The organism is Natronomonas salsuginis (assembly GCF_005239135.1).
Lineage (GTDB): Archaea > Halobacteriota > Halobacteria > Halobacteriales > Haloarculaceae > Natronomonas > Natronomonas salsuginis.
The window spans coordinates 24,589-48,527 of record NZ_QKNX01000007.1 but is presented as its reverse complement, the minus strand read 5'-3'; the positions used below and the strand labels follow the sequence as shown (position 1 = coordinate 48,527).

Sequence of the window (23,939 nt, the reverse complement as noted above, 5' to 3'; positions counted from 1 at the left end):
GCTCATTGTAATGTTTTCATCGCAGTATTTTACGGGAGTAATACACTCCTACTTCGGTGAGCATCACGGATTCGTACACGACGAAAACACCATGGCTACGGGACATTCATCCACATCTGGCAGCCACTAATGGACCCGGATCGGTTTGGACGGACTTGTTCCCCAACCCATTCAGCGTTCGTTGCGAGTTAAAGGGATATTAACCTCTCCTCCGTACTCCCGGTCGAGTCACGACTGCCGGGATGGCTGTGTGCCGTCGTCGTCGGCCCTGCGATCCACACCGCGGCGGAGCGTCGCCCGCCACGAACGGCCGCTGGGCCGCCTTTCCGACCGGAACTCGTCGAGTCGCGTCTGGGTGTTCGGTGTCGGCTCCGGTGTCGGCTCGGCTCCGAGCAGCCGCGGGAGTGCGGTGTCGGCGAACGTCAGTCCCAACACCAGGATCATCGGGGCGAAAAACAGCCCGTAGAAGCCGAAGACGATCGGGCCGAAGATGTACGCAAGCATCAACAGCCCGACGTGGGTCCGCTTGCCGCTGAGATACGGCCGGAGGACGAGATCGGGGATCGTATCGACGACTACGGCCGCCAACACGAGAAAGCCGACGATGTAGCCGAACAGCGCGAGATCACCCCCGAGCGCGATCGGGAGCGATGCGATCCCCGCCAGGGGGAGATAGACGATCTTCATCCCGACGACCGGGATCAGGCTCGCGATGCCGGTCAACGCGCCCGCGAGCGACGGGTACGGAACCTCGACGGCGGTCGGGACGACCGCGTTGTAGGCGGTGAAGACGAAGATCGCGATGATCGAGATGACGATGACGTTTAGCAGGTTCCCGAAGAGAACCGCCTCGAGTTCCTCGTCGGCGGCCTCGAAGAACTCCCGGACGATGGCGTCGTCGTCGAAGCGGAGCAGCCAGGATCGGAACTTCGATCCGTCGATCAGGAGATAGTACGTCACGACGGCGATGATCAGCAGGTTCAACAGCAGCCCGGTCACGAGACTGGTCACGAACGCCGCGTGTTCGGCCGCGAAGTCGATGAACACGTCCAGCTGCCCGGTCTGATACGCGTCGATGATCCCGCCAATCGTCGGTTCCGGGAGCTCGTTGATCCCGTCGAACCAGACGATCCCGTCGGGGACGGCGTCGACGACCGGATACGTCTCGATGAACGCTCTGGCCTCGACAGCGAGCAGTACGATCGTGTAGCTCAGGAGCAGTACGAGCGGTACGGCGAGTACCGAAATCGTCAGCATGGCGCGTATCCGCTTCGGTAATCGGAATCGGCCGAGTTCGTTGTAGAACCGCCGCGTCGAGTAGTACAGAAATATCGAGACGGTGAACGCCGCGATGAAGCGATAGGCGACGTACGCGGTGATCGTGGCGACTAGAAGGCCGAAAGTCGCCACGATCAGACGCCGTTCGTTCATACTCCCATCAGTGTGGGTGGATAAATAAAGCCCGCGTCGGCCGTCTCGCCGGGTGAACGTTCTCCCGTCCGAACGGGAGATCCCGTCTACGATCGTGGAGTCGGCCCGTCGTGGGACGAATGGCACTCACCCGGCCAACGCGATGTCCAGATACAGCATGACGATCACGCCGATCATAAGGCCGAGCGTCGCCACGCGCTCGTAGCCGCTCTTGTGTGTCTCCGGAATGATCTCATCGGAGATCACGAACAGCATCGCCCCGGCGGCGAAGCCCATCGCGTACGGCAACAGCGGTTCGACCGTCGTCACCGCGACGGCACCGAGCACCGCGAGGGGGATCTCGACGACACCCGCGCGGACCCCGGCGAAGACCGCGTACAGCCGACGGTCGAGCCCGGCGTTGATCGCCGCGACGGAGACGGCCAACCCCTCGGGGATATTCTGCAGCCCGATCGCTAGCATCAGCGACAACGCGCCGCCGATCCGTGCCGGATCTCCACCGGCGGCACCGAACCCGACCCCGACGGCCAGCCCCTCCGGCATGTTGTGCAGCGTGATCGCGAGAATGAACAGCGTGACGCCGGCCAGTCGCTCGTCCGTGACCGGGAGCGTCTCGGCAGGGTCCGCGGCGTCCGTTCGTCGCCGCCCGGTCAGGAGGTAGTGCGCGTGCGGGATGAGCGCGTCCGCTCGATCGAGAAACAGCGCGCCGAGCGCGACGCCGATCAGCGTCGGAATCGGGTTTCCGCCCGAGTACTCCTCGATACCGGGGATTATGAGGCTTGTAAAGGCGGCCGCGAGCATCACGCCGGCTGCGAACCCGAGCATGCCGTTCAGCGCCCGCTGAGACGGGTTTCGCCAGACGAGGACGAGCATCGCACCGACGAGGTTCAACAGCGCGATGATGAACCCCCCCACCAGCGCCTGTCTCACCGGGGACGTCCCGAGGAGGGTGACGAAGCTCTCCGCGATCTCGACCTGCATTACGTACCCCTCGAGCGGGTGGTTTTATAAATTCGCGTGACGGGACCGCTGTTCGGTTCGGCTACGACGGAACGTCCGTCTCGCCGGGGCGCTCCGTTGTTTCGACCGGGTCGGCGTCGGCGGCTTCGGCTTCCAACGTGGGCTCGGCCTCTGGAGACCCGCTTTCGGTGGACTCCGCCGCGCCGCGTTTGATCTCGTCTTCGAGCTCCTGCCGTCCGCGTTTGAACTCGCCCATTGCCTCGCCGCTCGCACGAGCCAGTTTCGGCAGTTTGTTCGCGCCGAACAGGAGCACGGCGATGAAGAGGATAATCAGGAGTTCGGGACCGCCGGGAAGTCCGAACTGCATCGGTAACATCGGTTGCATTTCGATCGGCCGTTCGGCGGAGATGGGTGTATGTATGGTGCGTATACTAACCGAACCTGCCCCGAAGCCAGTGTCTAACGCTCCCGTTCTCCGTCCCCATCGGCATCGCCTTCACTATTCGAGTTCGAACGCGACTTCGAGTTCGGCCTGGTACTCTCTCCCCTCGACTGCGGCGAGTTCGACGCCGAACTCCGTGACTTCCGCCCAGTAGATGTTGTCCAGCGTGTCTTCGGCGCGGTCGAGCGCGTCGTCGGCCGCGGCGTCGAAGCTCTCGTCGCTCGTCCCGATGAGCGTGATCTTCTTGAAAACCATAACGATACGCAGTTCGGGCCCGAGGTTCCTAAATGTACCCTGATTAATCAGAAAAATAACATTAACTCGGGGGTTTTGGACCGTTTTGTGCTCTCGATGTACACGTCCGGGTAAGCGTGAGACATCGACGCGACCTACTCGGCCGGCCAGAAGCGCCTCTCCTGCCCGCCCGAGGCGAGTCCGCCGTCGGTCAACGCCGAGGCGATGGCGAAGATCACCGACCGCGAGGAGCCCGTTCGGTCCTGGTACTTCGATCTCTTCCTGCTCGAGGAGTACTGGGGCGACGAGCGCGCGTACCATCGCACGGCCCCGGTCAACAACGTTTACGCGCTTCGCGAGGCGCTCCGATTGGTCGCCGAGGAGAGCCTCGAAGATCGGTGGGACAGACACGCCCGGATCTCTGCGGCCCTCCGGAAGGGGCTGTGGGCGCTCGGTCTCGAACCGGTCGTGGCCCCTTCCGCGCGGCTGCCGAGTTTGACCACGGCGCGGCTTCCGGGTGGATTGACGCTGGACGATGTCGTCGCGACGATGCGTGAGGAGTACGACGTCGAGATCGCGACCGGGCTCGGCGCATTCGCCGATGAGGCGATTCGCGTCGGCTGTATGGGACACGGCGCGCGCCGCGAGCCGACCCTCAAGACGCTCAGCGGGACGCTTTCCGAGCACGGAATCGACGTCGATGCCGGCGACGGAGTCGTCGCCGCGGTCGACGCGCTGAACGATTAGGGCGCGGGCAGCACGTCCGCGCTCGGGTGGGTCACCTGATACTTCCCGTCCTCATCGATGCCGATGACCGCCCAGTCGTAGTCGGGTTCGATCGCGAGCAGTCGATCGCGAACCTCGGCGGCGCGTTCGGCGCGGGTGACAAAACACCGAAGCCGGCCGTGCGTGTTCGCCTCCTCCGGATCAGCGGTCGTCACGTAGACGGTCCGCCACTTCCGTTCGGCTCGAAACTCGCCGCCCTCGGCCGTCAGTTCGTAGCCGAGATCGCGGAAGACGGTCCGTGCCTCCTCGACGAGGGATGTGCTAACAGCTCCCATTCTCTTCGAGATTAGACGCGGCGGGGGATAAAGATTGGCACGTTCCCGGAGTGTGACGTGTACGATCGGTTTCACGCCGCGACCGAGCCCCGCTCACTCGTGGGCCGCGTCCCACTCCTCGGCTTTATGAAAGTTCGAGCAGCGGTTACACTGGATGCGACCCATCGAGTCGACCGCGTTGTCGAACGACTCGCAGTTCGTACAAAAGAATCCCCAGCGACGCTGGCCGTCGGCATCGGCGTAGACGATCCGAAACGGTCCCTTGTTCCCCTTTTCGACCTCCTCGGAGAGATACAGCGTCTCGCCGTTCGGCCCGATTCGTTTCTCCATACGCTCACTGCGCTATCGGCCGTCAAAACCGTCACGGTACGGATACGACGAGTCGCCGGCGCGACCGACGATACGGTTTTGCGGTCGCGGACCGTATCCTTCTCCGTGCGTCTGCTGCACTACTCGGACATCGAGAACGCCCACGACGACCCGGAACTCGTCGCCGGCCTCGCCGGGACGATCGGCGCGCTCCGCGACGACCGGACGCTCGTCTGTGGAACCGGCGACAACGTCGCCCCCGGCGTCCTCCCGCTCGTCTCCGAGGGCGAGATCGCGCTCGATTTCTTCGAGACCGTCTCCCCGACCGTCGAGACGTTCGGCAACCACGACTTCGACTTCGGCCCCGATCGAACCGCGGAGATCGTCCGGCGGTCCCCACAGCGGTGGCTCTCGGCGAACGTCCGTCTGAACGGCTCCCCGTTCGCCGGCGTCGACCCGTGGCACGTCGAGCGCGTCGGCGACGAGCGCGTCGGCTTCTTCGGGCTCACCGATCCGACCACGCCCTCGATCGGCGACAGCGACAACCGACTCGCATTCACCGATCCGATCGCTGCTGCCGGTGACGCCATCGACGCCCTCCGCGCGCACGATGTCGATCACGTCGTCGCGCTTTCGCATCTCGGCCGACGGGACGACGAACTCGCCGCGACGTTCGACATCGACGTCGTCCTCGGCGGCCACGTCCACTCAGAACGCGTCGAACGGCTCGCCGGTACGGTCCTCACGCGGCCCGGAAGCGGCGGTCACACGCTGTTCGAAATCGACCTCCCGACCGGCGACGTCACGAGACACGCGGTCGCCGACGGTTCGGTGGATTCGGCGTTGGCGGCCACGTATCGCGCGCGGATCGCGAACGCCGGCCTCGATACCGTGGTCGCCCGCGTCGACGACCCGATCTCACGAACCGACGCAGACGCCTTCCGCGGTGAGAGCCGCGTCGGGAACTTCGTCGCCGACGCCTACCGGTGGGCGGCCGAGCGCGCCCTCGGAACCGACCTGCCCGTGGTCGGTCTCCAGAACAGCGGCGGCATCCGAACCGGACCGCCGCTCGCCGGCGACGTCACGGCCGCCGATCTGATCAGTCTCGTTCCCTTCGACGAACCGCTCATCGTCGCGGAGCTTTCGGGCGATACGCTCCGGTCCGTGTTCGCCGAGGCGGCGGATACGCCAGGGTTCGGCGAATCGGACTGGTGGCACGCCCACGTCTCGGGAGCGCGATTGACGTACGACCACGACGACGGTCGGCTACGTGCGGCCAGCGTCGGCGGGGAGCCGGTCGTCGACTCGGCTCGATACGCCCTCGCGTTTCCGGAGTTTCTGCTGTACACGACCGTCGAGTTCCCGACGCTGACCGCCGACCTCCCGATCGAGCGACTCGACACCCAGTACGAACTGCTCATCGAGTACGCCGAGGCCGTCGGTATCGACCCCTCGATCGAGGGGCGGATCGTCAGAAACGGCGTGTGAACTACCCTCCCCTACTCGCTCACGGCAGACGCCGTTCGCTCCTTGAGGGGAGGGCTTCCTGCTTCCACGACGCGCTTTGCAGACACCGAGGTATCCACAGGGAGCGCAGTCTCCACAGGCGTTCACGAGAGCGAAGCGTCTCGTTCGCACACCAGAAATCGTTGATTTCTGGGGACGCTGTATCCCCTCCCTACTGCGCTACTCGGTCGCTTCGCTCCCTCCGTTGTCGTCCGAAAATCTTCGATTTTCGTGATCACGGGAGAGCAAAGCTCTCTCGAATGACTCCTGGAGGAAGGGGGCTTAGCGCCTCAATTCAGCTAAAACGGGGCGACCGCGGTCGGCGTTTCGATCGCACATAGGCTGTCGATCGACCGCAAGTTTCAGGCACGGGCGCGTGTTCGTTCCGGTAATGACGCTCGTCGTTGTACCCGTCCGGTACCCGCTGTCGCGGCACTCGCGGGCGACGCTGGAGCGAGCGATCGAGGTCGCCGAGGAACACGATGCCGACCTCACCGTGCTGCACGTCAACCTCTATCAGAACGACGAGAAAGTGACGCGGGGGGAACTCAAGCGAGCCGTCGAGGCGTCGTTCGGGCGGCTCGACCGGGCGCGGTACGTCGTCCGCCCGGGCTTTCTGATCGAGGAGACGATCCTCGATGAGGTGGCCGCCGAGGGCGCCGATTACGTCGTCATCGGTCGAAAACAAGCCGGTCGGTGGCGACGTATGGTTCGACGGCTCATCGACGATCCCGACATCGAGGGGTTCCTCCGGAGCGAACTCGACTGCGAAGTGATCACGGCGAGTCCGTAGCGTCGGAGTCGGTCTCGCGCTCGCCTTCTCGCTCTGACGCGTTGCGTTCCTCCGTTCCCGCCGATCCGTCGGCGCTTCCGACCTCGGGTGACGACTCCTCCGCCGTTTCGTTCTCCGTCTCGGCCGCCCGCGTCGTCGCGCCGCCAGGGCGCGAAATCGCCGCCTCGCTGGCCTGGTGCATCGACATCTGTAGTTCGCCGCTGGTGTCGTCGAACACCATGTGCCGGTGCGGGTACGGGATCTCGATGTCGTGGTCGTCGAACCGGTCCCACACCTCGGTCAGCACCTTCGAGCGAACCGTCGTCTGCTTGTACGGCTCGTTCGCCCAGTACCGGAGCTTCAACGACACCTCGCTCTCGCCGAATTCGCCGATATAACAGGTCGGGGACGCCGGATACCGCGCGCTGCCAATCCGGATGTCCGGACCGCCCTTAATCACGCCGTCGATCGATCTCGCGGCCGCTTCCATCTGCTTTCGGGCGACCGAGATGTCGCTCTCGTAGGTGACGCCAACGTCGAGCGTGAGGCGAACGCGGGTGTCCTCGGCGGAGTAGTTGATCACGTCGCGGCTGCGCATCGTCCCGTTCGGGAGCACGATGAACGTGTTGTCGAGGGTGAACACCTTGGTGTAGATGAGGGTGATGTCCTCGACGAACCCCTTCGTCTGGGTGTCCCCCAGTTCGATCATATCACCGATCTCGTACGGCTGCTCTGAGAGGACGAACACGCCGCTGATCAGGTTCCCGATGATCGGCGCGAGGATGATACCGACGACGGCGGAGAACACACCGACCGAGAGCGCGATGTTGCCGAACCCGAGGCCGAAGAAGCTCAGCGCGGTCAGGACCGCCCCCACGACGATGAACATCTGGAGGCTCCGCAGGATCGTCCGACTCACCGAGGGGCGCTTGAAACGCCTGGCGATCCGCCGGCCCAACACCTGCCGAACCATCTGCGAGAGATAATACGCGAAGACGACGAGCGCGACGGCGATGACGAGCCGATAGAAAAAAACTGGCACGGACTCCGGAAGCCATTCCGGCGGCGCGAGTCCGGGGCCGTCGCGAAATGACTGTGTCGGGGCCGGCGTTCGCGTTCCAGTCTGTAACGACACCGCGTCCATACGCCCCCGTCACCGGGCGATAGAAAAAGCGTTCCCCAACATCCGCCGGCCGATCCGCCTCGGAACCGTCGGTCAGGGGAACGGGTGGTAGGTTCGATCCAAGACCGGTTCGAACCCGAGCGATTCCGGGACGCTTCGGGCGCGCTCGCCGAAGTACGGGTCGCCGATGAACAGCGGCTGGGCCGAGGGAATCACCACGCGAACGACCTCGAAGCCCATCGACTCGACATCGCGCGGCGTCAACCGGGCCGCGTAGGCATCAAGGCCGGCGTCCCGAACGCGCGCGACGAGCCGCTCGAGTTCGTCAGCTCCCGACGGCAGGTCGGCTGGACCGACGCTGTCGACCGGGATCGTCGTCTCGGGAGCGACGAACTCGCGGGTCGTCTCTGGAAACGCGGCGTGCGTGCCGATCGCGCCGCCCTCCGACTCGGCCCGATCTTCGCCCATCCGACGGAGCTCGAGCCAGTTTTGGATCGCCTCCTCGAGGGCACCGCGAGCGGCGACCGCGGGATCGAGATCGGCCGCCGAACCGGCGGCGAACCGCGGCCACTCGCCCTCGCGGTGGACGCAGGCCGCGACGACGGGGACGTCGACATCTTGCGTGAGCAACAGCGCGGTCGCCTCGAGCCCCTCGCTCTTCGCCCGCGCGGCGAGTGTACGGTAGCCGTCGTCGTCGACGACGAGCCCCATCGGTTCGTACGTCGAGTACCACGCCACCATCGTGGCATCGCGTTCTACCACCTCGTACAGTCCCGACAGGAGCGCATCGACACCGCCGTTTCCGAGCCCGAGGCCGGTCGTGATCGCGGGGCGAATCGTCCGCTCCGGCGGCGGAAAGACGACCAGTTCCGCGGGCAACTGGACCGTTTCGCCCGTTGCGAGGTGCTCGGCGACGTGCCACCGGCCCACCGGGTCCGCTTCGGGCCACTCCGGGCGAACGAAGCGATCGGCTTCGATCGGATTCACCGGCTCGGTCTCGAAGTCGTCGCTCCGGTAGATCGCCGCGCTGTATCGCTCCAGTGCTTCCCCGAGCGCTTTCATGAATGCGGGATCCCAATCGAGACCGACCCCGGCGGCGTGGTCCGGCGCGTCACCGTCCGAGAACGGGGTTTCGGCGAGCGTCGCCAGGTAGTACGGGACCGGGAAGGACTCGGCCTCGCCGATCGAGGTGATCGGTCCCACGCGGTCGTCGAAGGCGACCTCGGCCATCGAGATCGACTCCTCCAGCGATCGGTCCTCGTGGTGTCGGGGAAGCTCCTTCGAGCCGGGGTCGCCGCACTCGCAGTACGGGACCGAGAGCACGCGCCGTTGGGCGTGCGGGACCTCGATGACGCCCCCGAGGAGCGCCGACTCCCTCCCGGAGACGAGCGACGCCAGTTCGCGCCCAGCGACCGCGCCCGCGAACCGCGCCGTCGCCGCGTCGTACGCCCCGTCGTCCGTCGCCGGATCGGTCGCTTCGACGCGAGATCTGAGACACGCGTGACAGGCCGTCCCCGGCGCGTAGCCCGAGATGGCCGCCTCGACGCCGGCGACCGGTCGTCCGCCGATCCCGCCGAGTTCGATGCTCACGAGCGGGGTTCGGCTCTCTCGGGCGTGCGCCGTCGCGCGTTCGAACGCCGCCGATCCGACTGGCCCGGCGAGCGCCGCCGCGTCGACCCGTCCGATGGCAGCCGGATCGACGGCGACCGTCTCGGCGGCCGCATCGCCCAGCGCGGCTCGGACGGCGTCGAGAGCGACGCTCTCGCCGAGTACGCCGACCGTCGTCACCGTGGCTCACCGACCATCGATGTGTCGAACGCTCTCACTCTCATACACGTGTCCTCCGGGCGGCGGGCGATAAAGGCGTGGGAACCGCGTGGAACCGCGGCGGTTGCCGTCGCGCCGTCGAGTGTTGTCGGCGGCGAGGCTTCAGGTGGCGAGCATCGACCGCGCGACGCGCGCGAACTCCTCCGCATCGAGGTTCCGGAGGCGTTCGTCGCCGAGTTTCAGCCGAAGTCTGGGTCGGCCGACGTCGATCGGCACCTTCTCCGTCTCGATCAGTCCCTGCTCTTCCAGCCGCGTCTTCGTCCGCGAGAAGGTGGCTTTCGACGCGATGCCGACGTCTTCACCCCACTTCGAGATATCGTACAGGAGGGCCTCGTTTCTCGCGGCGACGAGAAGCGACACCGTCACCTCGTCGATGGCCGCGCCCCCGTCGGCGTCGAGCGCGGCAAGCATCGCGTCGAAGTCCTCGGCGGTCCGCGCGCCGAGTTCGGTCTCGAGCGTCTCGCGCACCGTCGAGAGCGGCGGCGTCTTGAGGGCGTAGGGGGCCGCGTTCCGCCACGCCTCGGCGAACCGAGCGTTCGCGCTCTCGACAAACGCCCCGTCGTTCGTCGTCAGCCCCGCGACGTGTTCGTCGGCGCGGACGACGGCCACCACGGCCTCGTCAGTCACCACGAGCACGTTGGTCCCCTCCTCGTAGCTTCGTATGTCGAGGATACCCGCCTCGACGTGATCGGCGGCGCGACTCGCCAACAAAAACTCGTCCATCACCGCCTTGAGCGCCGCCGGCTCGGCGAGAAGATGGACGGATGGAGACGCGTTGTCGACGATCTGGATGAGCCGCTTGACCGTCTCCACGTCCGGAGCGACGACGAACGAGCCGTCGTCGGCCGCGGCGAGCGCCTCCCTGAGCACGTCCGCCACGGTTGGCTCCATGACATTTGATTTCATCAGCTTGGGTACAAATATGCTGCTCAATATATTTAACTTTTATAGCTCAAATCGCTGTTTCGAAGCCGCGTCAGCGAACGCGACCGAAGATAGTCTCTATACCAGACATATTCTGTCGCTCCCGGCGACCGGCGTCTGCTCGGCGGGAACGGGTAGCTTCTTGGTCCGTCGTTCCCCAGTTTCACCCACATGAGTTACGAGCAGGTCCGTCAGACCGACCCCGCGACCGCCGATGCCCTCGAAGGCGAAGTCAAGCGCCAGGAGAACACGCTGGCGATGATCGCCTCGGAAAACCACGTCTCCGAGGCCGTCCTCGAGGCGCAGGGCTCCGAGCTGACGAACAAGTACGCCGAAGGCTACCCCGGCGAGCGCTACTACGCCGGCTGCGGTCCGGCCGACGCCGTCGAATCGCTCGCTATCGAGCGCGCGAAGGAGCTGTGGGGTGCCGAACACGTAAACGTCCAGCCCCACTCGGGCACGCAGGCGAATACGGGCGTCTACCTCGCCATGCTCGAGCCGGGCGACAAGATTCTGTCGCTCGAACTCGAACACGGCGGTCATCTCAGCCACGGCCATCCCGCGAACTTCACGGGCAAGACCTACAAGGTCGAACAGTACGAGGTCGACGCCGAGACCGGCTACATCGACTACGAGGGGATCAAAGCGCAGGCCGAGGCGTTCGAGCCGGACATCATCGTCTCGGGGTACTCCGCGTACCCACGCGAGGTCGACTTCGAGCGGATTCAGGAGGCCGCCGACGCCGTCGACGCCTACCACCTCGCCGACATCGCCCACATCACGGGGCTCGTGGCCGCGGGCGTCCACCGATCGCCGGTCGGGGTCGCCGACTTCGTCACCGGGTCGACGCACAAGACCATCCGCGCCGGCCGCGGCGGCATCATCATGTGCGGCGAGGAGCACGCCGGCGCGATCGACGCGGCGGTGTTCCCCGGCGCGCAGGGTGGGCCGCTGATGCACAACATCGCGGGCAAGGCCGTCGGCTTCAACGAGGCGCTGTCGCCCGACTTCGAGGACTACGCACAACAGGTCGTCGACAACGCCGAGGCGCTCGGCTCGCGGCTGCAGGAACACGGCTTCTCGTTGGTTTCGGGCGGCACCGACACCCATCTCGTGTTGATCGACCTCCGGGATTCGCACCCTGACACGACCGGCACCGTCGCCGAGGAGGCGCTGGAGGAGGTCGGCATCGTCCTGAACAAGAACACCGTCCCGGGCGAGACCCGATCGCCGTTCAACCCCTCGGGTATCCGCGCCGGTACGCCCGCGCTCACCACACGCGGCTTCGACGAGGCCGCCTGCGAGCGGGTTGCGGACATCATCTACCGAGTCGTCGACGCGCCCGACGACGAGGATCTAAAAGCCGAGGCCGCAGCCGAGGTTGAGGAACTGTGCGCGGCGTATCCGCTGTACGACCGCGAGGGCTCGCTCGTCGACTTCGAGTAGTCGCTCGCCGAGTCGCCGTCCCTCGGACGCACGCGGCGCATTCGGGCTTCGATTTTTTATCACCCCGGTTCATCGTCGCGGTATGGACGAGACATTCGTCGTCATCGGCGGCGACGCGGCCGGTATGTCTGCAGCGAGCAAGGCGAAACGCGACGAACCGGACCTCGACGTGGTCGTCTTCGAGAAGGGACAGTGGGTCTCCTATGGGGCCTGCGGGCTCCCGTACTACGTGAAAGGCGAGATCCAATCGCTCGACGAGCTCGTCTCGGTCACGCCCGAGGAGTTTCGCGAGGAGCGCCACATCGATCTCCGGACCGGACACGAGGTCACCCATATCGATCCCGAGAACCGAACGGTGACCGCCCGCAGCGGGGACGGCGAAACCGTCCAGCCGTACGATCACCTGCTGATCGCGACCGGGGCGGCGGCGATCGAGCCGTCGATCGACGGAATCGACCTCGACGGCGTCTACACGCTCGGGTCGATGACCGATGGGAAGGAGCTCCGCGAGTTCGTCGCCCGATCGCGCGAGTCGTCGCCAAGCGACCAGCCCGACCGCGGTCCGGCGTGTCAGTATCTCGAGAACTGCACCGGGCCCGTCGCCGTCGTCGGTGGCGGCTACATCGGCATCGAGATGGCGGAAGCGCTGGTCGCGAACGATTTCGAGGTGCACCTCTTCCAGCGCGGCGACCGCGTGCTCAGGGGGTTCAGTCAAGCGACAAGCGAGGCCGTCGCCGAGCATCTCGAAGACCAGTCGGTCGCCGTGTATCTGGACGCCGAAGTCGAGTCGATCGAGGGTTCGGCCGCCGTCGAGGCCGTCGCGACGGCCGACGAACGGGTTCCCGTCGAGATGGTTCTCCTCGGAACGGGCGTCAGCCCGCGGACCGAACTGGCCGAGGATGCGGGAATCGAACTCGGGCCAACGGGCGCGATCGCGACCGACGCATACCGCGAGACGAACCTACCGGACGTGTACGCGGCCGGCGACTGTTCGGAGGCCGAACACGTCGTGACCGACGAACCGGACTACGTCCCGCTCGCGCTGACCGCGAACCGACACGGTCGGGCCGTCGGCCAGACCGTCGCAGGCACGCCGTCCGTGGCCGGGGGGATCGCCGGCACGGCGGCCGTCAAAGCCTTCGAGGTCGAGGCGGCTCGGACTGGACTGCTAGACGAGGAGGAAGCCCGAGAGGCGGGATTCGACCCGATTTCGAAGACCATCGATGCGAAGTCGCGAGCCGGCTACTACCCGGAAGGCGGAACGGTTCGCGTGACGCTGACGGCCGATCGCGAGTCCGGCCGAGTGCTCGGCGGCAGCCTCGTGAGCGAGTACGGCGAGGGGGCCGTCCACCGGAGCCACGCCCTCGTCGGCGCGGTCACCGAGGGGGCCACCGTCGACGACCTCGCGAACTACGACCTCGCGTACGCGCCGCCGTTCAACACCACGTGGGACCCGGTGTTGACGGCCGCAAAGGTGCTCGACGGGGAACTGTGAGCCCATCGGATGGCACGTTCGTGCCTATTCGAGCGCACAATACACGCAGAAACACCACGAACCCGAATCATTGATACGTCCGGGCGACCCCTCTTTCGACAATGACCGAGGTCATCGACGGAAAGGCCGTCGCCGCCGACATTCGCGAATCGCTCGCGGCGTGCATCGCGACGCTCGACGACGAGGGCGTCGAACCCGGACTCGCGACCGTGTTGATGAGCGACGATCCCGCCAGCGAGACGTACGTCTCGATGAAACAGCGCGACTGCGAGGAGGTCGGAATCGACGGGATCCACGTCGAAATCGACCCCGACGCGCCAGCAGCAGAGCTCTACGACACGATCGACGAACTCAACGCCGACCCCACGGTCAACGGTATCTTGGTCCAGATGCCCGTTCCCGAGCACGTCGACGAACGGCGCGTCCTCAGGCGGATCGACCCGGTGAAGGACGTCGACGGCTTCCACCCCGAAAATGTCGGCCGCCTCGTCGCCGGGAACGACCGCTATCGCCCGTGCACGCCCCACGGCATCCAGAAACTGCTCGAGGCGTACGAGATCGAGACCGAGAGTGCCGATGCGGTCATCGTCGGCCGCTCGAACATCGTCGGCAAGCCGCTCGCGAACCTCCTGCTCCAGAAAGCAGACGACGGGAACGCGACGGTCACCGTCTGTCACTCCCGAACGGAGGACCTGACCGAAAAGGCCCGAAACGCGGATATCCTCGTGGCGGCCGTCGGCCTCGCCGAAATCATCGACGCGGAGATGGTAACCGATGGCACGACGGTCATCGACGTGGGGGTCAACCGCGTGGATGCCGACACCGAGAAGGGCTACGAACTGGTCGGTGACGTCGACTACGACGCCGTCGCAGAGGTCGCCGGGGCGATCACCCCCGTCCCCGGCGGCGTCGGACCCATGACCCGCGCGATGTTGCTGTACAACACGGTGAAAGCGGCCGGTCTGCAACACGACGTCGACGTCGACCTCCCCTGACTGATGCCCTCGATCGACGATCTATCCGCACGGTACGGCGATTGCTACCGCAAGGTCGAACGCGTGGAGATCGATCCGGAACGCTTCGAGAAAGGAGTCGCCCGTGGCGACGACGGCGGCTGGGGCGTCGGTGCGCTCGTCGTGCACGACGGCCGCGGGCTGTTCGTCCGCGAGGGCGAGACGTGGCTGCTCCCCGGCGGTCGCCTCGAAGCCGCCGAGACGCCCGAGGCCGGCGCTCGTCGGGAAATTCACGAGGAGACCGGCCTCGACATCGATATCGTCGGGCTCGGCGCGATCGCCGAACAGACGTTCGTCCGACGCGACTCGAATGCGTCCTACGAGTTTCGGTTCGTCACGTTCGTCGCCCGTCCGACCGAGCCGCGTTCCGTTCTTCGGAGCGGCCCCACCGACCCAGCCATCGACGCCGTCGAGTGGTTCTCGAGCGTCCCGGAGCACACGTTCGATCGGGATCTCGTCCGTCGGCTCTTCGGTACGTACGTTTAAATACGAACACGCGGCCACCGACCTCATGCGCTGAGAGATCGACCGCGTTCCGCCGAGGCGGGTGTGCGAGACACGGAACGTGGAGTCGTCGCCGGTGTCGCCTGTTCGCCACCACCTGCGGCGTCGGTGTTACTCGAGCGAATCGAGCCGCGATTCGGCCAGCGTCAGCTCCCCTTCGTCACCGTCGATCAGGTAGCGGCCGATGGAACGTGCCGCCGCCACAAGCCTCTCAGCCTCCGGCGGCGGCACGTCCCCATCAAGCGCGCGGATCCGCTTGATGTGGGTACCGAGCCGCTCTAGCGCGCCGTCTACGGCGGAATCCGGATGTTCCTGAACGTAGCTCCGAAGGTCGGCTCGATACTCCCGAACCGCGTTGGCGCACGCGAGCCCGCGAGCGGCCCGCAACGATCGCGGAACCGAGTCGTTGTCGGGTCGATCCCCCTCGTCGGCGCGCAGCAAGCCGCTGAAGTACCACTCCTCGTCCTCGTCGACGGTCAGCCGCCGGCCGAGTTCTGCGGCGACGTGCTTGAGTTCCATCGCCGCCAGATACGCGTCGTCGAGCGGCCGGAGCCGCCCGGCGTCGATGAATCCGTATCCCCGAGTGAACCCACGCGCTCGATCGCTGGCACGGTCGGCGAGCCTACCGATCGGCTCCGAATCGACGTTCCCGCGAAGCGGCGTCAGATCCAGCGTCGCCGACGTGGCCGTGTGGAGAGTCCGCTCGTCGTCGGTGCCCACGCTGTGGTGGCTCCCACACGACGGGCAGGATATCTCGCCCGTCTCGTAGTACGACCACTGGGTCCCACACGCCTTGCACTCCCGTTGGCCGCGGATCTTCATACCGACACTGGGATGCCGCGGGTGAAAACACCCTCGGCTACACGCCGAACGACTCGAAATGCTCGTCGGCCCGGGCCACCTCGAGCATACTGCCGGAGACACGTCGATCCCGAAGCGGTCGGCGGGCGTTCCGCCAGCTCATGTAGCCCACGCGTGCGCGGCGCTAATCTCGAGCGGGAGGTGGACGTTTTGACCGGCGGGACGACCGACCCCGATCGATGACCAACCTTCATGTGTGTGGTAGCCGTAATTCGCATATGCGTGACGAAGCGGAGATACGCGAACAATATGAATTCCTGAAGGCGGAACTGGACGACGAAGATATGAACCACGAGGGCGTGCGTCAAATGTTCACGTATTATAAGAGAGCGCTCGGCTGGGTGCTCGAAGAGGAGTACATCTGATCGGACGCTCGGCGCGCCCGCTCCGGTACATTTATACCCCGGTATCCACTTATGTACAATGACGCTTCGCTTGGAGGGCCGAAGCGTCAGCGGGGACCAATTCAGGGCGGCAAGTGTCCGACCGGTCCTTTTCATCCGGTCGGCCGCTTTCCTCTCTCGCTGAACAACGATCGATAACGGGTCGTCCGTCCCGAGCGCGCCTTCGGCCGCTTCGCCATCGGGAACCAGTTTGCTCAACCATTTCGCCGTCTCGAATCCCTCACCGGGCTGTATGTTACGCAATCTGAGACGACACCTGCCGCCGGTTCGTGCATATCGAGACAATTTGCTGATATGGATTCCGATGTCCATGGTTGCCCTATTGTTTCGGTATACTGCTCTGTGAACGGGTTTCGACGGACTCTACTCGTGGGGTCGTTCCGATATATTTAACCTAACACGACGGTAACATGCGTATAGATCTCACCGATGCACGACCTGACAGGATTTCAGCGTGACCTACTGTACGTGATTGCCGGTCTCGAAGAACCTCACGGATTGGCGATCAAAGAGGAACTCGAGGACTACTACGAAAAGGAGATCCACCACGGACGGCTCTATCCGAACCTCGACACCCTCGTCGAGAAGGGCCTCGTCGAGAAGGGCCAGCGGGACCGACGAACGAACTTCTACACGCTCACCCGACGCGGCCGTCGAGAGATCGATGCCAGACGCGACTGGGAGGACCAGTACGTCGACATCGAATAGGGCGACCGAAGCCAATCTCGTTTTGTACGCGACGCCCGACAAACGACTATGCCTGCTGATCTCGAAGAGAAGACCGACCGGTACGAAACGCTGCTTTCGTCGGCGCTCGAAGCCGCCGAAATCGCACCACAGGAGGGAACACCGCTGTACGAGGCGGCCGTCGAGTTTCGCGAAATGGCGGCTTCGTATCTCGAAGATGGTCGGCATTTTCGGACACAGGGCGATCCGGTGAACGCCCTCGCGTCGTTCTCGTACGGCCACGGCTGGATGGACGCGGGCGCACGAATCGGTGTGTTCGAAGTCCCGACGGATGGGCACCTCTTCACCGTGTGATCGATGCTCACGGCTGCCGATACTCTTACAAAAATATTTATTACCAATATATCATTGAGGAATCGTATCGCACGACATTCGGTACCGTATAATACTGCTCAATACGCCGAATTTCGGTGCTTTCAGGATGTGCGCTTACGAAACATTTAAGTAGTTTTCGAACTAACGTTGAGATAGGAGTAGTCCGCCCGGATTCTTTGGTTCCCCCACCTCCGGAGCAGGACGTAACTCGCCCACCATGAGTGACACCAAAATTCGAACCTACACGGAGAAGAGCCGAACCGAACCGACGGAGCGAGTAGACAGCACGGAGTCCGTCTCCACCTGTCCCGAGTGTGGTGCCCGTTTGGAAGCTGACTCGGAGCACGGGGAGACGGTGTGCACGGAGTGCGGCCTGGTGGTCGAAGAGGACTCGATCGACCGTGGCCCGGAGTGGCGCGCCTTCGATAGCGCCGAGAAGGATCAAAAATCCCGCGTGGGTGCCCCGACGACCAACATGATGCACGACAAGGGGCTCTCCACCAACATCGGTTGGCAGGACAAAGACGCCTACGGGAAGCAGCTCTCGACTCGTCAGCGCCAGAAGATGCAGCGACTCCGCACGTGGAACGAGCGTTTTCGCACGCGCGACTCCAAAGAGCGCAATCTCAAGCAGGCGCTCGGCGAGATCGACCGGATGGCGAGCGCGCTCGGCCTCCCCGAGAACGTCCGCGAAACAGCCAGCGTCATCTACCGCCGCGCGCTCGACGAAAACCTGCTGCCCGGCCGCTCCATCGAGGGCGTCTCCACCGCCGCGCTGTACACCGCGGCCCGGCAGGCCGGCGTCCCGCGCAGCCTCGATGAAATAGAGCGCGTCTCCCGCGTCGATCGGATGGAGTTGACTCGGACGTATCGATACATCATCCGAGAACTGAATCTCGAGGTCGCCCCCGCGGATCCGGAGAGCTACATCCCCCGGTTCGTGAGCGATCTCGATCTCTCCGACGAGGTCGAACGACGCGCTCGCGAACTCATCGACGCCGCACGCGGCGACGGGCTCCTCTCCGGAAAGTCGCCGGTCGGGCTGGCGGCGGCGGCCGTCTACGCCGCCGCGTTGCTCTGCAACGAGAAGGTCACGCAAAACGATGTCAGCGAGGTCGCTGACATCTCCGAGGTCACTATCCGAAACCGGTACAAGGAACTCCTCGAAGCGGGCGAAATCGCGACCGCGTAGACTGGCGGTGACTTGGCTCTGTGATCTTTTGCCGGTCCACCGCCGTTTCCACGGTTCGATGTCGGGTTCTCCCTCGGCAATACTGTGACAAAGGTTTTCATACTTCGCCATCAATAGACCGGACATGGAAACGTACGTCCGTCTCCTGTGCCCCGAGTGCGGTAAGGCGTGGCAAAAGTCGCCCAACGAACTCCCGGAACCCGCCCGAACCTTCCACTGTCCGGGCTGTCACGCGAGTCGTCGACTCTCGGAGTTCGCGCGGACCGAACACGATCTGCAGACGCTCAAAGCGCTCTGAGCGCGTCCTTGATCGATCCGCGGCCGTTCGTCAGTAGACGTGATACAACAGCGCGTAGATCACGATCCCCATCGAGAAGGAGACGAGCCACAGGCTCGCGGCCACCCGGCCGGCTCGACGGTGGTTCGTCCCGTAGATCTCCGACACCGATCGCGTGCCGGCGGACAACAGCGCGTAAAACACGAACGGGATACAGATTACGGCGAGTGCGATGTGGATCGCGAGGAACGGGAGATACAGGTACGTTCGCACCGCGCTCGGCCCCGGGAAGTCGCTGGGGCCGACGAGCGTGACGCGGTAGAGATACAGCAGCAAAAACGCCGCGAACAGGGCGAAGCTGGCGAGCATCAGCGCTCGATGTCGGTCGACGTTTCCGCGTCTGATCTCGCGGACGCCGAGGAGGATCGTCCCGATCGCGCTCAGACTGATGATCGCGTTTACGTGCGGAATCGCGTTCAACAGCGATTCAACGCGGGGAAGTGCCGCGGCAGGAATCACCTGTAACGCTGCGCCGAAGACGAGCGCGAGCGAGGCGATCGACAGGATAGCGGTCAACGCAGGGACGTGCTCGCGAGCCCACGCACGAACCATCGTATCGCCGGTCGTCATACCCGCCTTACTCACCGCTTGGGAATATGTGTTGTTGATCGGAATCGTTCTATCCCCCGTCGCGGTCGACGGGACGAGTGGAGCGTGCGCTGTTCGCGCTGTCGCCGGAGAAGTTTGCGTGGGTGCTGTCTTCGAGCACCCGCACTGATATTCGGCGGCTGCGGGCCGCCAACAGTGCGTGGGACCGGATTTGAACCGGCGGACCTCTACAGGACAGCGCCCTCAACGCTGCGCCGTTGGCCTGGCTTGGCTACCCACGCACTCGTGTGCTGTCGTCGTTTTCCGCATTCACCCCTTTCCGAGGGTCGCTAAAAGGGTTGTCGGTTTTCGGGCTCGGTGGGGACGGACTCACACCCGGCGGGGCAGTGAACCGGGTTCCGATCGCGCGAACGCGGGGTTGAAGTACGCTCCCACGCTCATCTCTCGTATGACGAAATACTCCACCGGCGGTATCGGAGGTGACTCCGGTGGTGCCTGCGAACTCTGTGGGGCCGACGGGACGCCGTTGCAAACCGAAACCGTCGCCGGGGCGACGCTCGAGGTCTGTGCGGAGTGCGCCCGACACGGCGAGACGAAGCGGTCGACGTCGGCCTCCGCGAACGACGGGCGGGCGAGCGATCGCCGTCGGAAGGCCGCACAGAACGCCGCCAGACTCGACGACGCTCGAACCATCGAAACGGACTGGGAGAGCGGCACCGATTACGAGGACGATCCGCTGCCGTATCTGGTTCGCGGCTACGGACAGCTCGTCGAGGAGGCCCGTCAGAACGCGGGACTCCAGACCGACGAACTCGCGATCGAACTCGGTGTCGACGAGGACGACCTCGTGGCGGTCGAACAGGGCCGTGCGGCCCGCGCGAACGTCGGCGGATCGGTCATCGACGCGCTGGAAGAACGGCTCGACATCGAACTGTCCGACGAGTAGCCCGGCGACTTTTTTGTACGACCCCGTTCCAGTACCGGCATGTCATCCTCGAAGGCCCCCGACGACCCCGACACGCTCGAGTTCGAGGCGACCGTCGAACGCGGTGGCACCGACGTCGTCCTCTCGGAGACGTACTTCTATCCCGAAGGGGGCGGACAGCCCGCCGATCGTGGCACGCTCGGCGGTCACACGGTGCTCGATGTCCGAACCGACGACGGGGCGGTGGTTCACGTCGTCGACGAGCCGCTGGACGCGGGTTCGACCGTCTCCGGGATCGTCGACGCAGACTTCAGGCGCTACTGCGCGCGCTCGCATACGGCCAGCCACGCCCTCTATGGAGCGGGTCGACGGCTCTTTGATGACCTCGGCTACGGTGGGTTCGGGATCGACGAGCAGAAGGTCCGCGTCGATTTCGCGACGCCGATCGACGACGCGGCGCTCGTCGAACTCGAACGGCTGGTCAACCGCTGCGTCTGGGAGTCCCGTGCGGTCGACTGGGAACGACTCCCTCGCGAGGCTGCGCTCGCTCGCGACGACGTCGCGTTCAACGCGAAAACCGAGGACGAACTCGCCGGTGAGACGGTCCGGATCGTCGAGATCGACGGCTGGGACGCGGCCGCGTGCGGCGGGACGCACGTCTCGAACACCCGCGAGATCGGCCCCGTAACCGTGCTTGGGCGATCGAACCCCGGCGAGGGAATGACTCGCGTCGAGTTCTCGGTCGACCCGGTGGGCATCGATCGGCGGGCGGTCGAAAAGCGCGCGGTTCTCGACGCGGCGCGAACGCTCGGGACCGGCGTCGGAGGGATCGCCGATGCGGTCGGCCGGATCCAAGCCGAGCGCGACGAGCTTCGAGACGACCGCGACGATCTCCGGCAGAAACTCCTCGAACAACGGGTCGCCGAGATCGTCGACGACGCGTTCGAACGGGGCGATCTACGCTGGGCCGCCGGGGTCGTCGAGGCGGACGCGAACGCGCTCTCCGATGCGGTACGAGACCGCCCCGGCGAGGTCGATGTGCTCGTCCTCGCCGCACCGGACGGGAGCCTCGCGGTCGGTGCCGAATCAGCCGACGCGGGTGATGTCGTCGACGAGTTGACCGAGCGTTTCGGCGGGGGCGGCGGGGGCTCTCCCGACGTCGCACAGGCCGGCGGGCTCGACGCCGACGGCTCGGCGGTCGTTGCCTTTCTCCGCGAGTGATTATGCCTCGGACGCGCCGACGCGTCGACGCGCGTACAGATACACCGGAATCCCGATGCAGAGCCAGACGACCGCGCCGGTTCTGATCGCGAAGTTCGCGCGCTGTCCCCATGACGGGAGTTCGACGAAAAGCGACAGCGCCGCGACGACCGGCGCGCCGACGACGATCGTCAACACGAACGTCGTCTGCATGACCCAGCCGTAGTCGACCCCGTCCGGGTCGGTCGTCTCGACGTGCGGCGGCATTGGTCGATCTGCGCGGGTCGGCCGGTAAGCGGTTACGGTTTCCGTTTCTGCTCTCGCGGTCGACGGGCGAGTGGGAGCGTTTAACCCGACCGGCCCCAGAGGCTGAACTATGCGTGCGAAGGACATCCGTGCGAAGGCGGGCGTCGAGCCGATCACGATGCTCACCGCCTACGACGCGCCGACCGCCCGACTGATCGACGAGGCTGGCATCGACATCGCTTTGATCGGCGATTCGATCGGCAACACGCGGCTGGGCTACGATTCGACCCTCCCCGTTACCGTCGACGAGATCGCGAGCGCCACTGCGTCCGTCGCCCGGGCGACCGAAGACGCCCTCGTGGTCGCCGATATGCCGTTTCTATCCTTCGGTGCCGACGAGGCGGACGCGGTCGAACACTGCGGTCGAATGCTGAAGGAAGCCGACGCCGACGCGATCAAACTCGAGTGCGGCCCCCATACGATCGACCTGACGCGGACGCTCACCCAACTCGGGATCCCGGTCCAGGCCCACCTCGGATTGACGCCCCAGCGCGAGAACGAGACCGGGCTGTTCAGGCAGGGAACCGACGACGAATCCGCCCGACGGATCGTCGATCTCGCCCGCGAACACGAGGCGGCCGGGGCGTTCTCGCTCGTCTTGGAGCATATCCCCGCGAATCTCGCCGCGACGGTCACCGACGCGCTGTCGATCCCCACAATCGGGATCGGCGCGGGCCCCGATTGCGACGGGCAGGTACTCGTCATCGACGAGGTGATCGGCCTCTCGGAGCGGGTCGCGCCCTTCTCGAAGCGGTTCGGCGACGTCAGCAGCGAGATGCGAGACGCGATCGCCGCCTACGCCGACGCCGTCGAGTCGGGCGAGTTCCCCGCAGAAGAGCACAGCCACCACGAACCGGATCTGGACGACGTCTACTGACCGGACGAAGCGCTCTCGTCGTCCCAGTCGGCTCGACAGTTCTCGTCACAGAAGTGTACTGTGGTCACCATCCCGTCCTCGACGCGGGTGACGACCCTATGGGTCGGTTCGTTCACGATCGGCTCGCCGCACACCGCACACCGCGGAGCGGTCTCCTCCGTTACGTCCTCGCCGAGATCCGATGTCGGGTCTACCATCTTGTCTCACCGTTCGGGGGCACGCATATGAACGATTATGTTTGGCTGATACGGGAGCCCGCCCGTTCGGCTGATCGGCCTCATTCGGACCGCTCGTACTCGGGGTCGAACAGCTGTGCGGACATCGGCGCCGGATCGCCCGCCGTGAGGTTGTACCGTGAAAAGTCCTCGACGCCCGCCTCCCCGAGGAGTTCCTCGTCGTACACCGCGTTCCCAGTGTACTCGGCCGGATCGCGGCGCAGTATCTCGAGAACGGTGTCGGAGACGATCTCGGGTGAGCGCCAGTCGTCCTCGGTTCCCAACCCGAAGTAACGCGTCGCGCGCGTGTCGATCGCCGTCACCGGCCAGAAGGCGTTACAGCCGACGTCGTGCCCGGAGAGCTCCGTCGCGAGCGAGAGCGTGAGAAACGACATCCCCAGTTTCGACCACGCGTACGGAGATTCGCCGGGCGCGCGGTCGACGGTCACCGGCGGCGCGTTCGCGAGGAGCCACGCGTCCTCGTCCACCTGCTTGAGGTGATCGACGAACGCCCGCGCGACGAGGTATGTCCCGCGAACGTTGACTTCCGTCAGGAGGTCGAACCGATCCGCGGGGAGGTCCTCGACGTTCGCGAGTTGGATCGCGCTCGCGTTGTTGATCACAACGGTGACCTCGCCGAACCGATCGATCGCTTTCTCGGCGGCGTTCTCGACGCTCCCCTCCTTGCGGACGTTCAGTTCGATCGGAAGCGCTTCGACGCCGAACTCCTCGCACTCGCCGGCGGTCTGCTCGATCGTTCCCTCTAACCCCTCGTCCTCGCCGTAGTCGTCGTCTCCCGCTCGGCCAACGCGAGGGCGATCGCCCTGCCGATTCCGCGGGTCGTCCCGGTGATGAAGGCCGTCTGTCCGGAGAGATCCGGCTTTTCGAGCGACATGTGTCTCGGTTCACTGCGACGGAGATAAAACCCGGGCCAGCGGCATCGGTACAACTCGTTTGCAGTTTA

At 65.2% G+C, this 23,939-nt stretch carries 28 protein-coding genes, 1 tRNA gene and 1 pseudogene; 15 read left to right on the top strand and 15 right to left on the bottom strand.

The genetic code is table 11. The features are described from left to right. Positions 1 to 228: 228 nt before the first annotated feature. From DM868_RS13860 to DM868_RS13845, 4 genes are all read right to left on the bottom strand, one after another. The gene (locus DM868_RS13860) at positions 229 to 1,431 is read right to left on the bottom strand and encodes an AI-2E family transporter (RefSeq protein WP_137277429.1); all 1,203 of its coding nucleotides are present in this window, start codon (positions 1,429 to 1,431) and stop codon (positions 229 to 231) included. 126 nt (positions 1,432 to 1,557) lie between these two features. Further along, entirely contained in the window at positions 1,558 to 2,412 is an 855-nt protein-coding gene (locus DM868_RS13855) for a ZIP family metal transporter (RefSeq protein ID WP_137277428.1), read from the bottom strand. 61 nt (positions 2,413 to 2,473) lie between these two features. Beyond that, a complete protein-coding gene (locus DM868_RS13850; RefSeq protein WP_137277427.1) occupies positions 2,474 to 2,776 on the bottom strand; it encodes a Sec-independent protein translocase subunit TatA/TatB in 303 nt (100 codons plus the stop codon). A 114-nt stretch (positions 2,777 to 2,890) separates the two neighbouring features. Then, the gene (locus DM868_RS13845) at positions 2,891 to 3,088 is read right to left on the bottom strand and encodes a dodecin (RefSeq protein WP_137277426.1); all 198 of its coding nucleotides are present in this window, start codon (positions 3,086 to 3,088) and stop codon (positions 2,891 to 2,893) included. Between the two features lie 204 nt (positions 3,089 to 3,292). Between DM868_RS13845 and DM868_RS13840 the strand changes: the two genes are divergently transcribed. Further along, positions 3,293 to 3,814, top strand: a complete 522-nt coding sequence (locus DM868_RS13840) for an aminotransferase class V-fold PLP-dependent enzyme (RefSeq protein WP_137277425.1) — start codon at positions 3,293 to 3,295, stop codon at positions 3,812 to 3,814. Here DM868_RS13840 and DM868_RS13835 read toward each other — a convergent pair. After that, positions 3,811 to 4,128 carry a DUF7116 family protein gene (locus tag DM868_RS13835; RefSeq protein ID WP_137277424.1) on the bottom strand — a complete coding sequence of 106 codons (318 nt, stop codon included), beginning with the start codon at positions 4,126 to 4,128 and terminating at the stop codon, positions 3,811 to 3,813. The two genes, DM868_RS13840 and DM868_RS13835, sit on opposite strands and share 4 nt — an antisense overlap. Positions 4,129 to 4,221: 93 nt before the next feature. Beyond that, entirely contained in the window at positions 4,222 to 4,458 is a 237-nt protein-coding gene (locus tag DM868_RS13830) for a DUF5816 domain-containing protein (protein ID WP_137277423.1), read from the bottom strand. A gap of 105 nt (positions 4,459 to 4,563) precedes the next feature. Here DM868_RS13830 and DM868_RS13825 point away from each other — a divergent pair, with 105 nt between their 5' ends. Next, complete coding sequence (locus tag DM868_RS13825; protein ID WP_246049136.1) at positions 4,564 to 5,925, top strand: bifunctional metallophosphatase/5'-nucleotidase; 1,362 nt, start codon at positions 4,564 to 4,566, stop codon at positions 5,923 to 5,925. Positions 5,926 to 6,334: 409 nt separating this feature from the next. Continuing rightward, the gene (locus DM868_RS13820) at positions 6,335 to 6,736 is read left to right on the top strand and encodes a universal stress protein (protein WP_137277421.1); all 402 of its coding nucleotides are present in this window, start codon (positions 6,335 to 6,337) and stop codon (positions 6,734 to 6,736) included. Here the strand turns inward: DM868_RS13820 and DM868_RS13815 are convergent. The 3 genes from DM868_RS13815 to tbsP form a co-directional block, all read right to left on the bottom strand. After that, positions 6,720 to 7,859, bottom strand: coding sequence for a mechanosensitive ion channel family protein (locus DM868_RS13815; RefSeq protein ID WP_137277420.1), 1,140 nt, complete (start codon positions 7,857 to 7,859; stop codon positions 6,720 to 6,722). The genes DM868_RS13820 and DM868_RS13815 overlap by 17 nt on opposite strands. Positions 7,860 to 7,931: 72 nt before the next feature. Next, positions 7,932 to 9,626, bottom strand: a complete 1,695-nt coding sequence (locus DM868_RS13810; protein WP_137277419.1) for a YcaO-like family protein — start codon at positions 9,624 to 9,626, stop codon at positions 7,932 to 7,934. 141 nt (positions 9,627 to 9,767) lie between these two features. Beyond that, positions 9,768 to 10,571: a transcriptional regulator TbsP gene (gene tbsP, locus DM868_RS13805; RefSeq protein WP_137277418.1), complete on the bottom strand. Its 804-nt coding sequence runs from the start codon at positions 10,569 to 10,571 to the stop codon at positions 9,768 to 9,770. Positions 10,572 to 10,760: 189 nt separating this feature from the next. Between tbsP and glyA the strand changes: the two genes are divergently transcribed. The 4 genes from glyA (at position 10,761) to DM868_RS13785 (ending at position 15,029) form a co-directional block, all read left to right on the top strand. Continuing rightward, complete coding sequence (glyA, locus tag DM868_RS13800; RefSeq protein ID WP_137277417.1) at positions 10,761 to 12,035, top strand: serine hydroxymethyltransferase; 1,275 nt, start codon at positions 10,761 to 10,763, stop codon at positions 12,033 to 12,035. 82 nt (positions 12,036 to 12,117) lie between these two features. Next, positions 12,118 to 13,530 (top strand): FAD-dependent oxidoreductase, encoded by a 1,413-nt coding sequence (locus tag DM868_RS13795; protein WP_137277416.1) that lies wholly within the window; start codon positions 12,118 to 12,120, stop codon positions 13,528 to 13,530. A gap of 101 nt (positions 13,531 to 13,631) precedes the next feature. Next, positions 13,632 to 14,525, top strand: a complete 894-nt coding sequence (locus DM868_RS13790; RefSeq protein WP_137277415.1) for a bifunctional methylenetetrahydrofolate dehydrogenase/methenyltetrahydrofolate cyclohydrolase — start codon at positions 13,632 to 13,634, stop codon at positions 14,523 to 14,525. 3 nt (positions 14,526 to 14,528) lie between these two features. Then, positions 14,529 to 15,029, top strand: coding sequence for an NUDIX domain-containing protein (locus DM868_RS13785; RefSeq protein ID WP_137277414.1), 501 nt, complete (start codon positions 14,529 to 14,531; stop codon positions 15,027 to 15,029). Between the two features lie 129 nt (positions 15,030 to 15,158). Here the strand turns inward: DM868_RS13785 and DM868_RS13780 are convergent, their stop codons facing one another. After that, on the bottom strand, positions 15,159 to 15,869 hold the full coding sequence (locus DM868_RS13780) for a DUF7117 family protein (RefSeq protein ID WP_137277413.1): 711 nt from the start codon (positions 15,867 to 15,869) through the stop codon (positions 15,159 to 15,161). A gap of 257 nt (positions 15,870 to 16,126) precedes the next feature. Here DM868_RS13780 and DM868_RS15210 point away from each other — a divergent pair, with 257 nt between their 5' ends. The 5 genes from DM868_RS15210 to DM868_RS15205 all read left to right on the top strand — a co-directional run bounded on the left by DM868_RS15210 (position 16,127) and on the right by DM868_RS15205 (position 18,864). Next, positions 16,127 to 16,273 carry a hypothetical protein gene (locus DM868_RS15210; RefSeq protein ID WP_170964528.1) on the top strand — a complete coding sequence of 49 codons (147 nt, stop codon included), beginning with the start codon at positions 16,127 to 16,129 and terminating at the stop codon, positions 16,271 to 16,273. 468 nt (positions 16,274 to 16,741) lie between these two features. Then, positions 16,742 to 17,020 (top strand): PadR family transcriptional regulator, encoded by a 279-nt coding sequence (locus DM868_RS13775; RefSeq protein WP_137277412.1) that lies wholly within the window; start codon positions 16,742 to 16,744, stop codon positions 17,018 to 17,020. Between the two features lie 48 nt (positions 17,021 to 17,068). Then, entirely contained in the window at positions 17,069 to 17,353 is a 285-nt protein-coding gene (locus DM868_RS13770) for a DUF357 domain-containing protein (RefSeq protein WP_137277411.1), read from the top strand. A 238-nt stretch (positions 17,354 to 17,591) separates the two neighbouring features. Beyond that, complete coding sequence (locus DM868_RS13765; protein WP_137277410.1) at positions 17,592 to 18,566, top strand: transcription initiation factor IIB; 975 nt, start codon at positions 17,592 to 17,594, stop codon at positions 18,564 to 18,566. 124 nt (positions 18,567 to 18,690) lie between these two features. After that, entirely contained in the window at positions 18,691 to 18,864 is a 174-nt protein-coding gene (locus DM868_RS15205) for a DUF7836 family putative zinc-binding protein (protein WP_170964527.1), read from the top strand. 30 nt (positions 18,865 to 18,894) lie between these two features. Here the strand turns inward: DM868_RS15205 and DM868_RS13760 are convergent, their stop codons facing one another. Together DM868_RS13760 and DM868_RS13755 are read right to left on the bottom strand one after the other, a co-directional pair. Further along, positions 18,895 to 19,473, bottom strand: coding sequence for a DUF420 domain-containing protein (locus DM868_RS13760; protein ID WP_246049133.1), 579 nt, complete (start codon positions 19,471 to 19,473; stop codon positions 18,895 to 18,897). A 175-nt stretch (positions 19,474 to 19,648) separates the two neighbouring features. Next, a tRNA-Leu gene (locus tag DM868_RS13755) sits at positions 19,649 to 19,733 on the bottom strand. A gap of 167 nt (positions 19,734 to 19,900) precedes the next feature. Between DM868_RS13755 and DM868_RS13750 the strand changes: the two genes are divergently transcribed. Together DM868_RS13750 and DM868_RS13745 are read left to right on the top strand one after the other, a co-directional pair. Continuing rightward, entirely contained in the window at positions 19,901 to 20,398 is a 498-nt protein-coding gene (locus tag DM868_RS13750; RefSeq protein ID WP_137277409.1) for a helix-turn-helix domain-containing protein, read from the top strand. A 39-nt stretch (positions 20,399 to 20,437) separates the two neighbouring features. Further along, positions 20,438 to 21,598 (top strand): alanyl-tRNA editing protein, encoded by a 1,161-nt coding sequence (locus DM868_RS13745; RefSeq protein WP_137277408.1) that lies wholly within the window; start codon positions 20,438 to 20,440, stop codon positions 21,596 to 21,598. Here the strand turns inward: DM868_RS13745 and DM868_RS13740 are convergent, their stop codons facing one another. Beyond that, positions 21,599 to 21,844, bottom strand: coding sequence for a DUF5822 domain-containing protein (locus tag DM868_RS13740; protein WP_137277407.1), 246 nt, complete (start codon positions 21,842 to 21,844; stop codon positions 21,599 to 21,601). 109 nt (positions 21,845 to 21,953) lie between these two features. On the opposite strand from DM868_RS13740, the gene panB reads away from it, so the two are divergent. Further along, on the top strand, positions 21,954 to 22,760 hold the full coding sequence (gene panB, locus DM868_RS13735) for a 3-methyl-2-oxobutanoate hydroxymethyltransferase (RefSeq protein ID WP_137277406.1): 807 nt from the start codon (positions 21,954 to 21,956) through the stop codon (positions 22,758 to 22,760). Here the strand turns inward: panB and DM868_RS13730 are convergent. Next, positions 22,754 to 22,957 carry a DUF7576 family protein gene (locus tag DM868_RS13730; RefSeq protein WP_137277405.1) on the bottom strand — a complete coding sequence of 68 codons (204 nt, stop codon included), beginning with the start codon at positions 22,955 to 22,957 and terminating at the stop codon, positions 22,754 to 22,756. The two genes, panB and DM868_RS13730, sit on opposite strands and share 7 nt — an antisense overlap. Positions 22,958 to 23,037: 80 nt before the next feature. Beyond that, a pseudogene (locus tag DM868_RS13725) lies at positions 23,038 to 23,870 on the bottom strand (SDR family oxidoreductase). Positions 23,871 to 23,939 lie beyond the last annotated feature (69 nt).

Coding starts and splice junctions, on each gene's coding strand:
- DM868_RS15205 (WP_170964527.1), top strand. CDS start 18,691: ATGGAAACGTACGTCCGTCTCCTGTGCCCCGAGTGCGGTAAGGCGTGG.
- DM868_RS13850 (WP_137277427.1), bottom strand. CDS start 2,776: ATGCAACCGATGTTACCGATGCAGTTCGGACTTCCCGGCGGTCCCGAA.
- DM868_RS13785 (WP_137277414.1), top strand. CDS start 14,529: ATGCCCTCGATCGACGATCTATCCGCACGGTACGGCGATTGCTACCGC.
- DM868_RS13835 (WP_137277424.1), bottom strand. CDS start 4,128: ATGGGAGCTGTTAGCACATCCCTCGTCGAGGAGGCACGGACCGTCTTC.
- DM868_RS13790 (WP_137277415.1), top strand. CDS start 13,632: ATGACCGAGGTCATCGACGGAAAGGCCGTCGCCGCCGACATTCGCGAA.
- DM868_RS13860 (WP_137277429.1), bottom strand. CDS start 1,431: ATGAACGAACGGCGTCTGATCGTGGCGACTTTCGGCCTTCTAGTCGCC.
- DM868_RS13745 (WP_137277408.1), top strand. CDS start 20,438: ATGTCATCCTCGAAGGCCCCCGACGACCCCGACACGCTCGAGTTCGAG.
- DM868_RS13775 (WP_137277412.1), top strand. CDS start 16,742: ATGCACGACCTGACAGGATTTCAGCGTGACCTACTGTACGTGATTGCC.
- DM868_RS13770 (WP_137277411.1), top strand. CDS start 17,069: ATGCCTGCTGATCTCGAAGAGAAGACCGACCGGTACGAAACGCTGCTT.
- glyA (WP_137277417.1), top strand. CDS start 10,761: ATGAGTTACGAGCAGGTCCGTCAGACCGACCCCGCGACCGCCGATGCC.
- DM868_RS13760 (WP_246049133.1), bottom strand. CDS start 19,473: ATGACGACCGGCGATACGATGGTTCGTGCGTGGGCTCGCGAGCACGTC.
- tbsP (WP_137277418.1), bottom strand. CDS start 10,571: ATGAAATCAAATGTCATGGAGCCAACCGTGGCGGACGTGCTCAGGGAG.
- DM868_RS13845 (WP_137277426.1), bottom strand. CDS start 3,088: ATGGTTTTCAAGAAGATCACGCTCATCGGGACGAGCGACGAGAGCTTC.
- DM868_RS13750 (WP_137277409.1), top strand. CDS start 19,901: ATGACGAAATACTCCACCGGCGGTATCGGAGGTGACTCCGGTGGTGCC.
- DM868_RS13780 (WP_137277413.1), bottom strand. CDS start 15,869: ATGAAGATCCGCGGCCAACGGGAGTGCAAGGCGTGTGGGACCCAGTGG.
- DM868_RS13730 (WP_137277405.1), bottom strand. CDS start 22,957: ATGGTAGACCCGACATCGGATCTCGGCGAGGACGTAACGGAGGAGACC.
- DM868_RS13765 (WP_137277410.1), top strand. CDS start 17,592: ATGAGTGACACCAAAATTCGAACCTACACGGAGAAGAGCCGAACCGAA.
- DM868_RS13855 (WP_137277428.1), bottom strand. CDS start 2,412: ATGCAGGTCGAGATCGCGGAGAGCTTCGTCACCCTCCTCGGGACGTCC.
- DM868_RS15210 (WP_170964528.1), top strand. CDS start 16,127: ATGCGTGACGAAGCGGAGATACGCGAACAATATGAATTCCTGAAGGCG.
- DM868_RS13840 (WP_137277425.1), top strand. CDS start 3,293: ATGGCGAAGATCACCGACCGCGAGGAGCCCGTTCGGTCCTGGTACTTC.
- DM868_RS13740 (WP_137277407.1), bottom strand. CDS start 21,844: ATGCCGCCGCACGTCGAGACGACCGACCCGGACGGGGTCGACTACGGC.
- panB (WP_137277406.1), top strand. CDS start 21,954: ATGCGTGCGAAGGACATCCGTGCGAAGGCGGGCGTCGAGCCGATCACG.
- DM868_RS13795 (WP_137277416.1), top strand. CDS start 12,118: ATGGACGAGACATTCGTCGTCATCGGCGGCGACGCGGCCGGTATGTCT.
- DM868_RS13830 (WP_137277423.1), bottom strand. CDS start 4,458: ATGGAGAAACGAATCGGGCCGAACGGCGAGACGCTGTATCTCTCCGAG.
- DM868_RS13815 (WP_137277420.1), bottom strand. CDS start 7,859: ATGGACGCGGTGTCGTTACAGACTGGAACGCGAACGCCGGCCCCGACA.
- DM868_RS13820 (WP_137277421.1), top strand. CDS start 6,335: ATGACGCTCGTCGTTGTACCCGTCCGGTACCCGCTGTCGCGGCACTCG.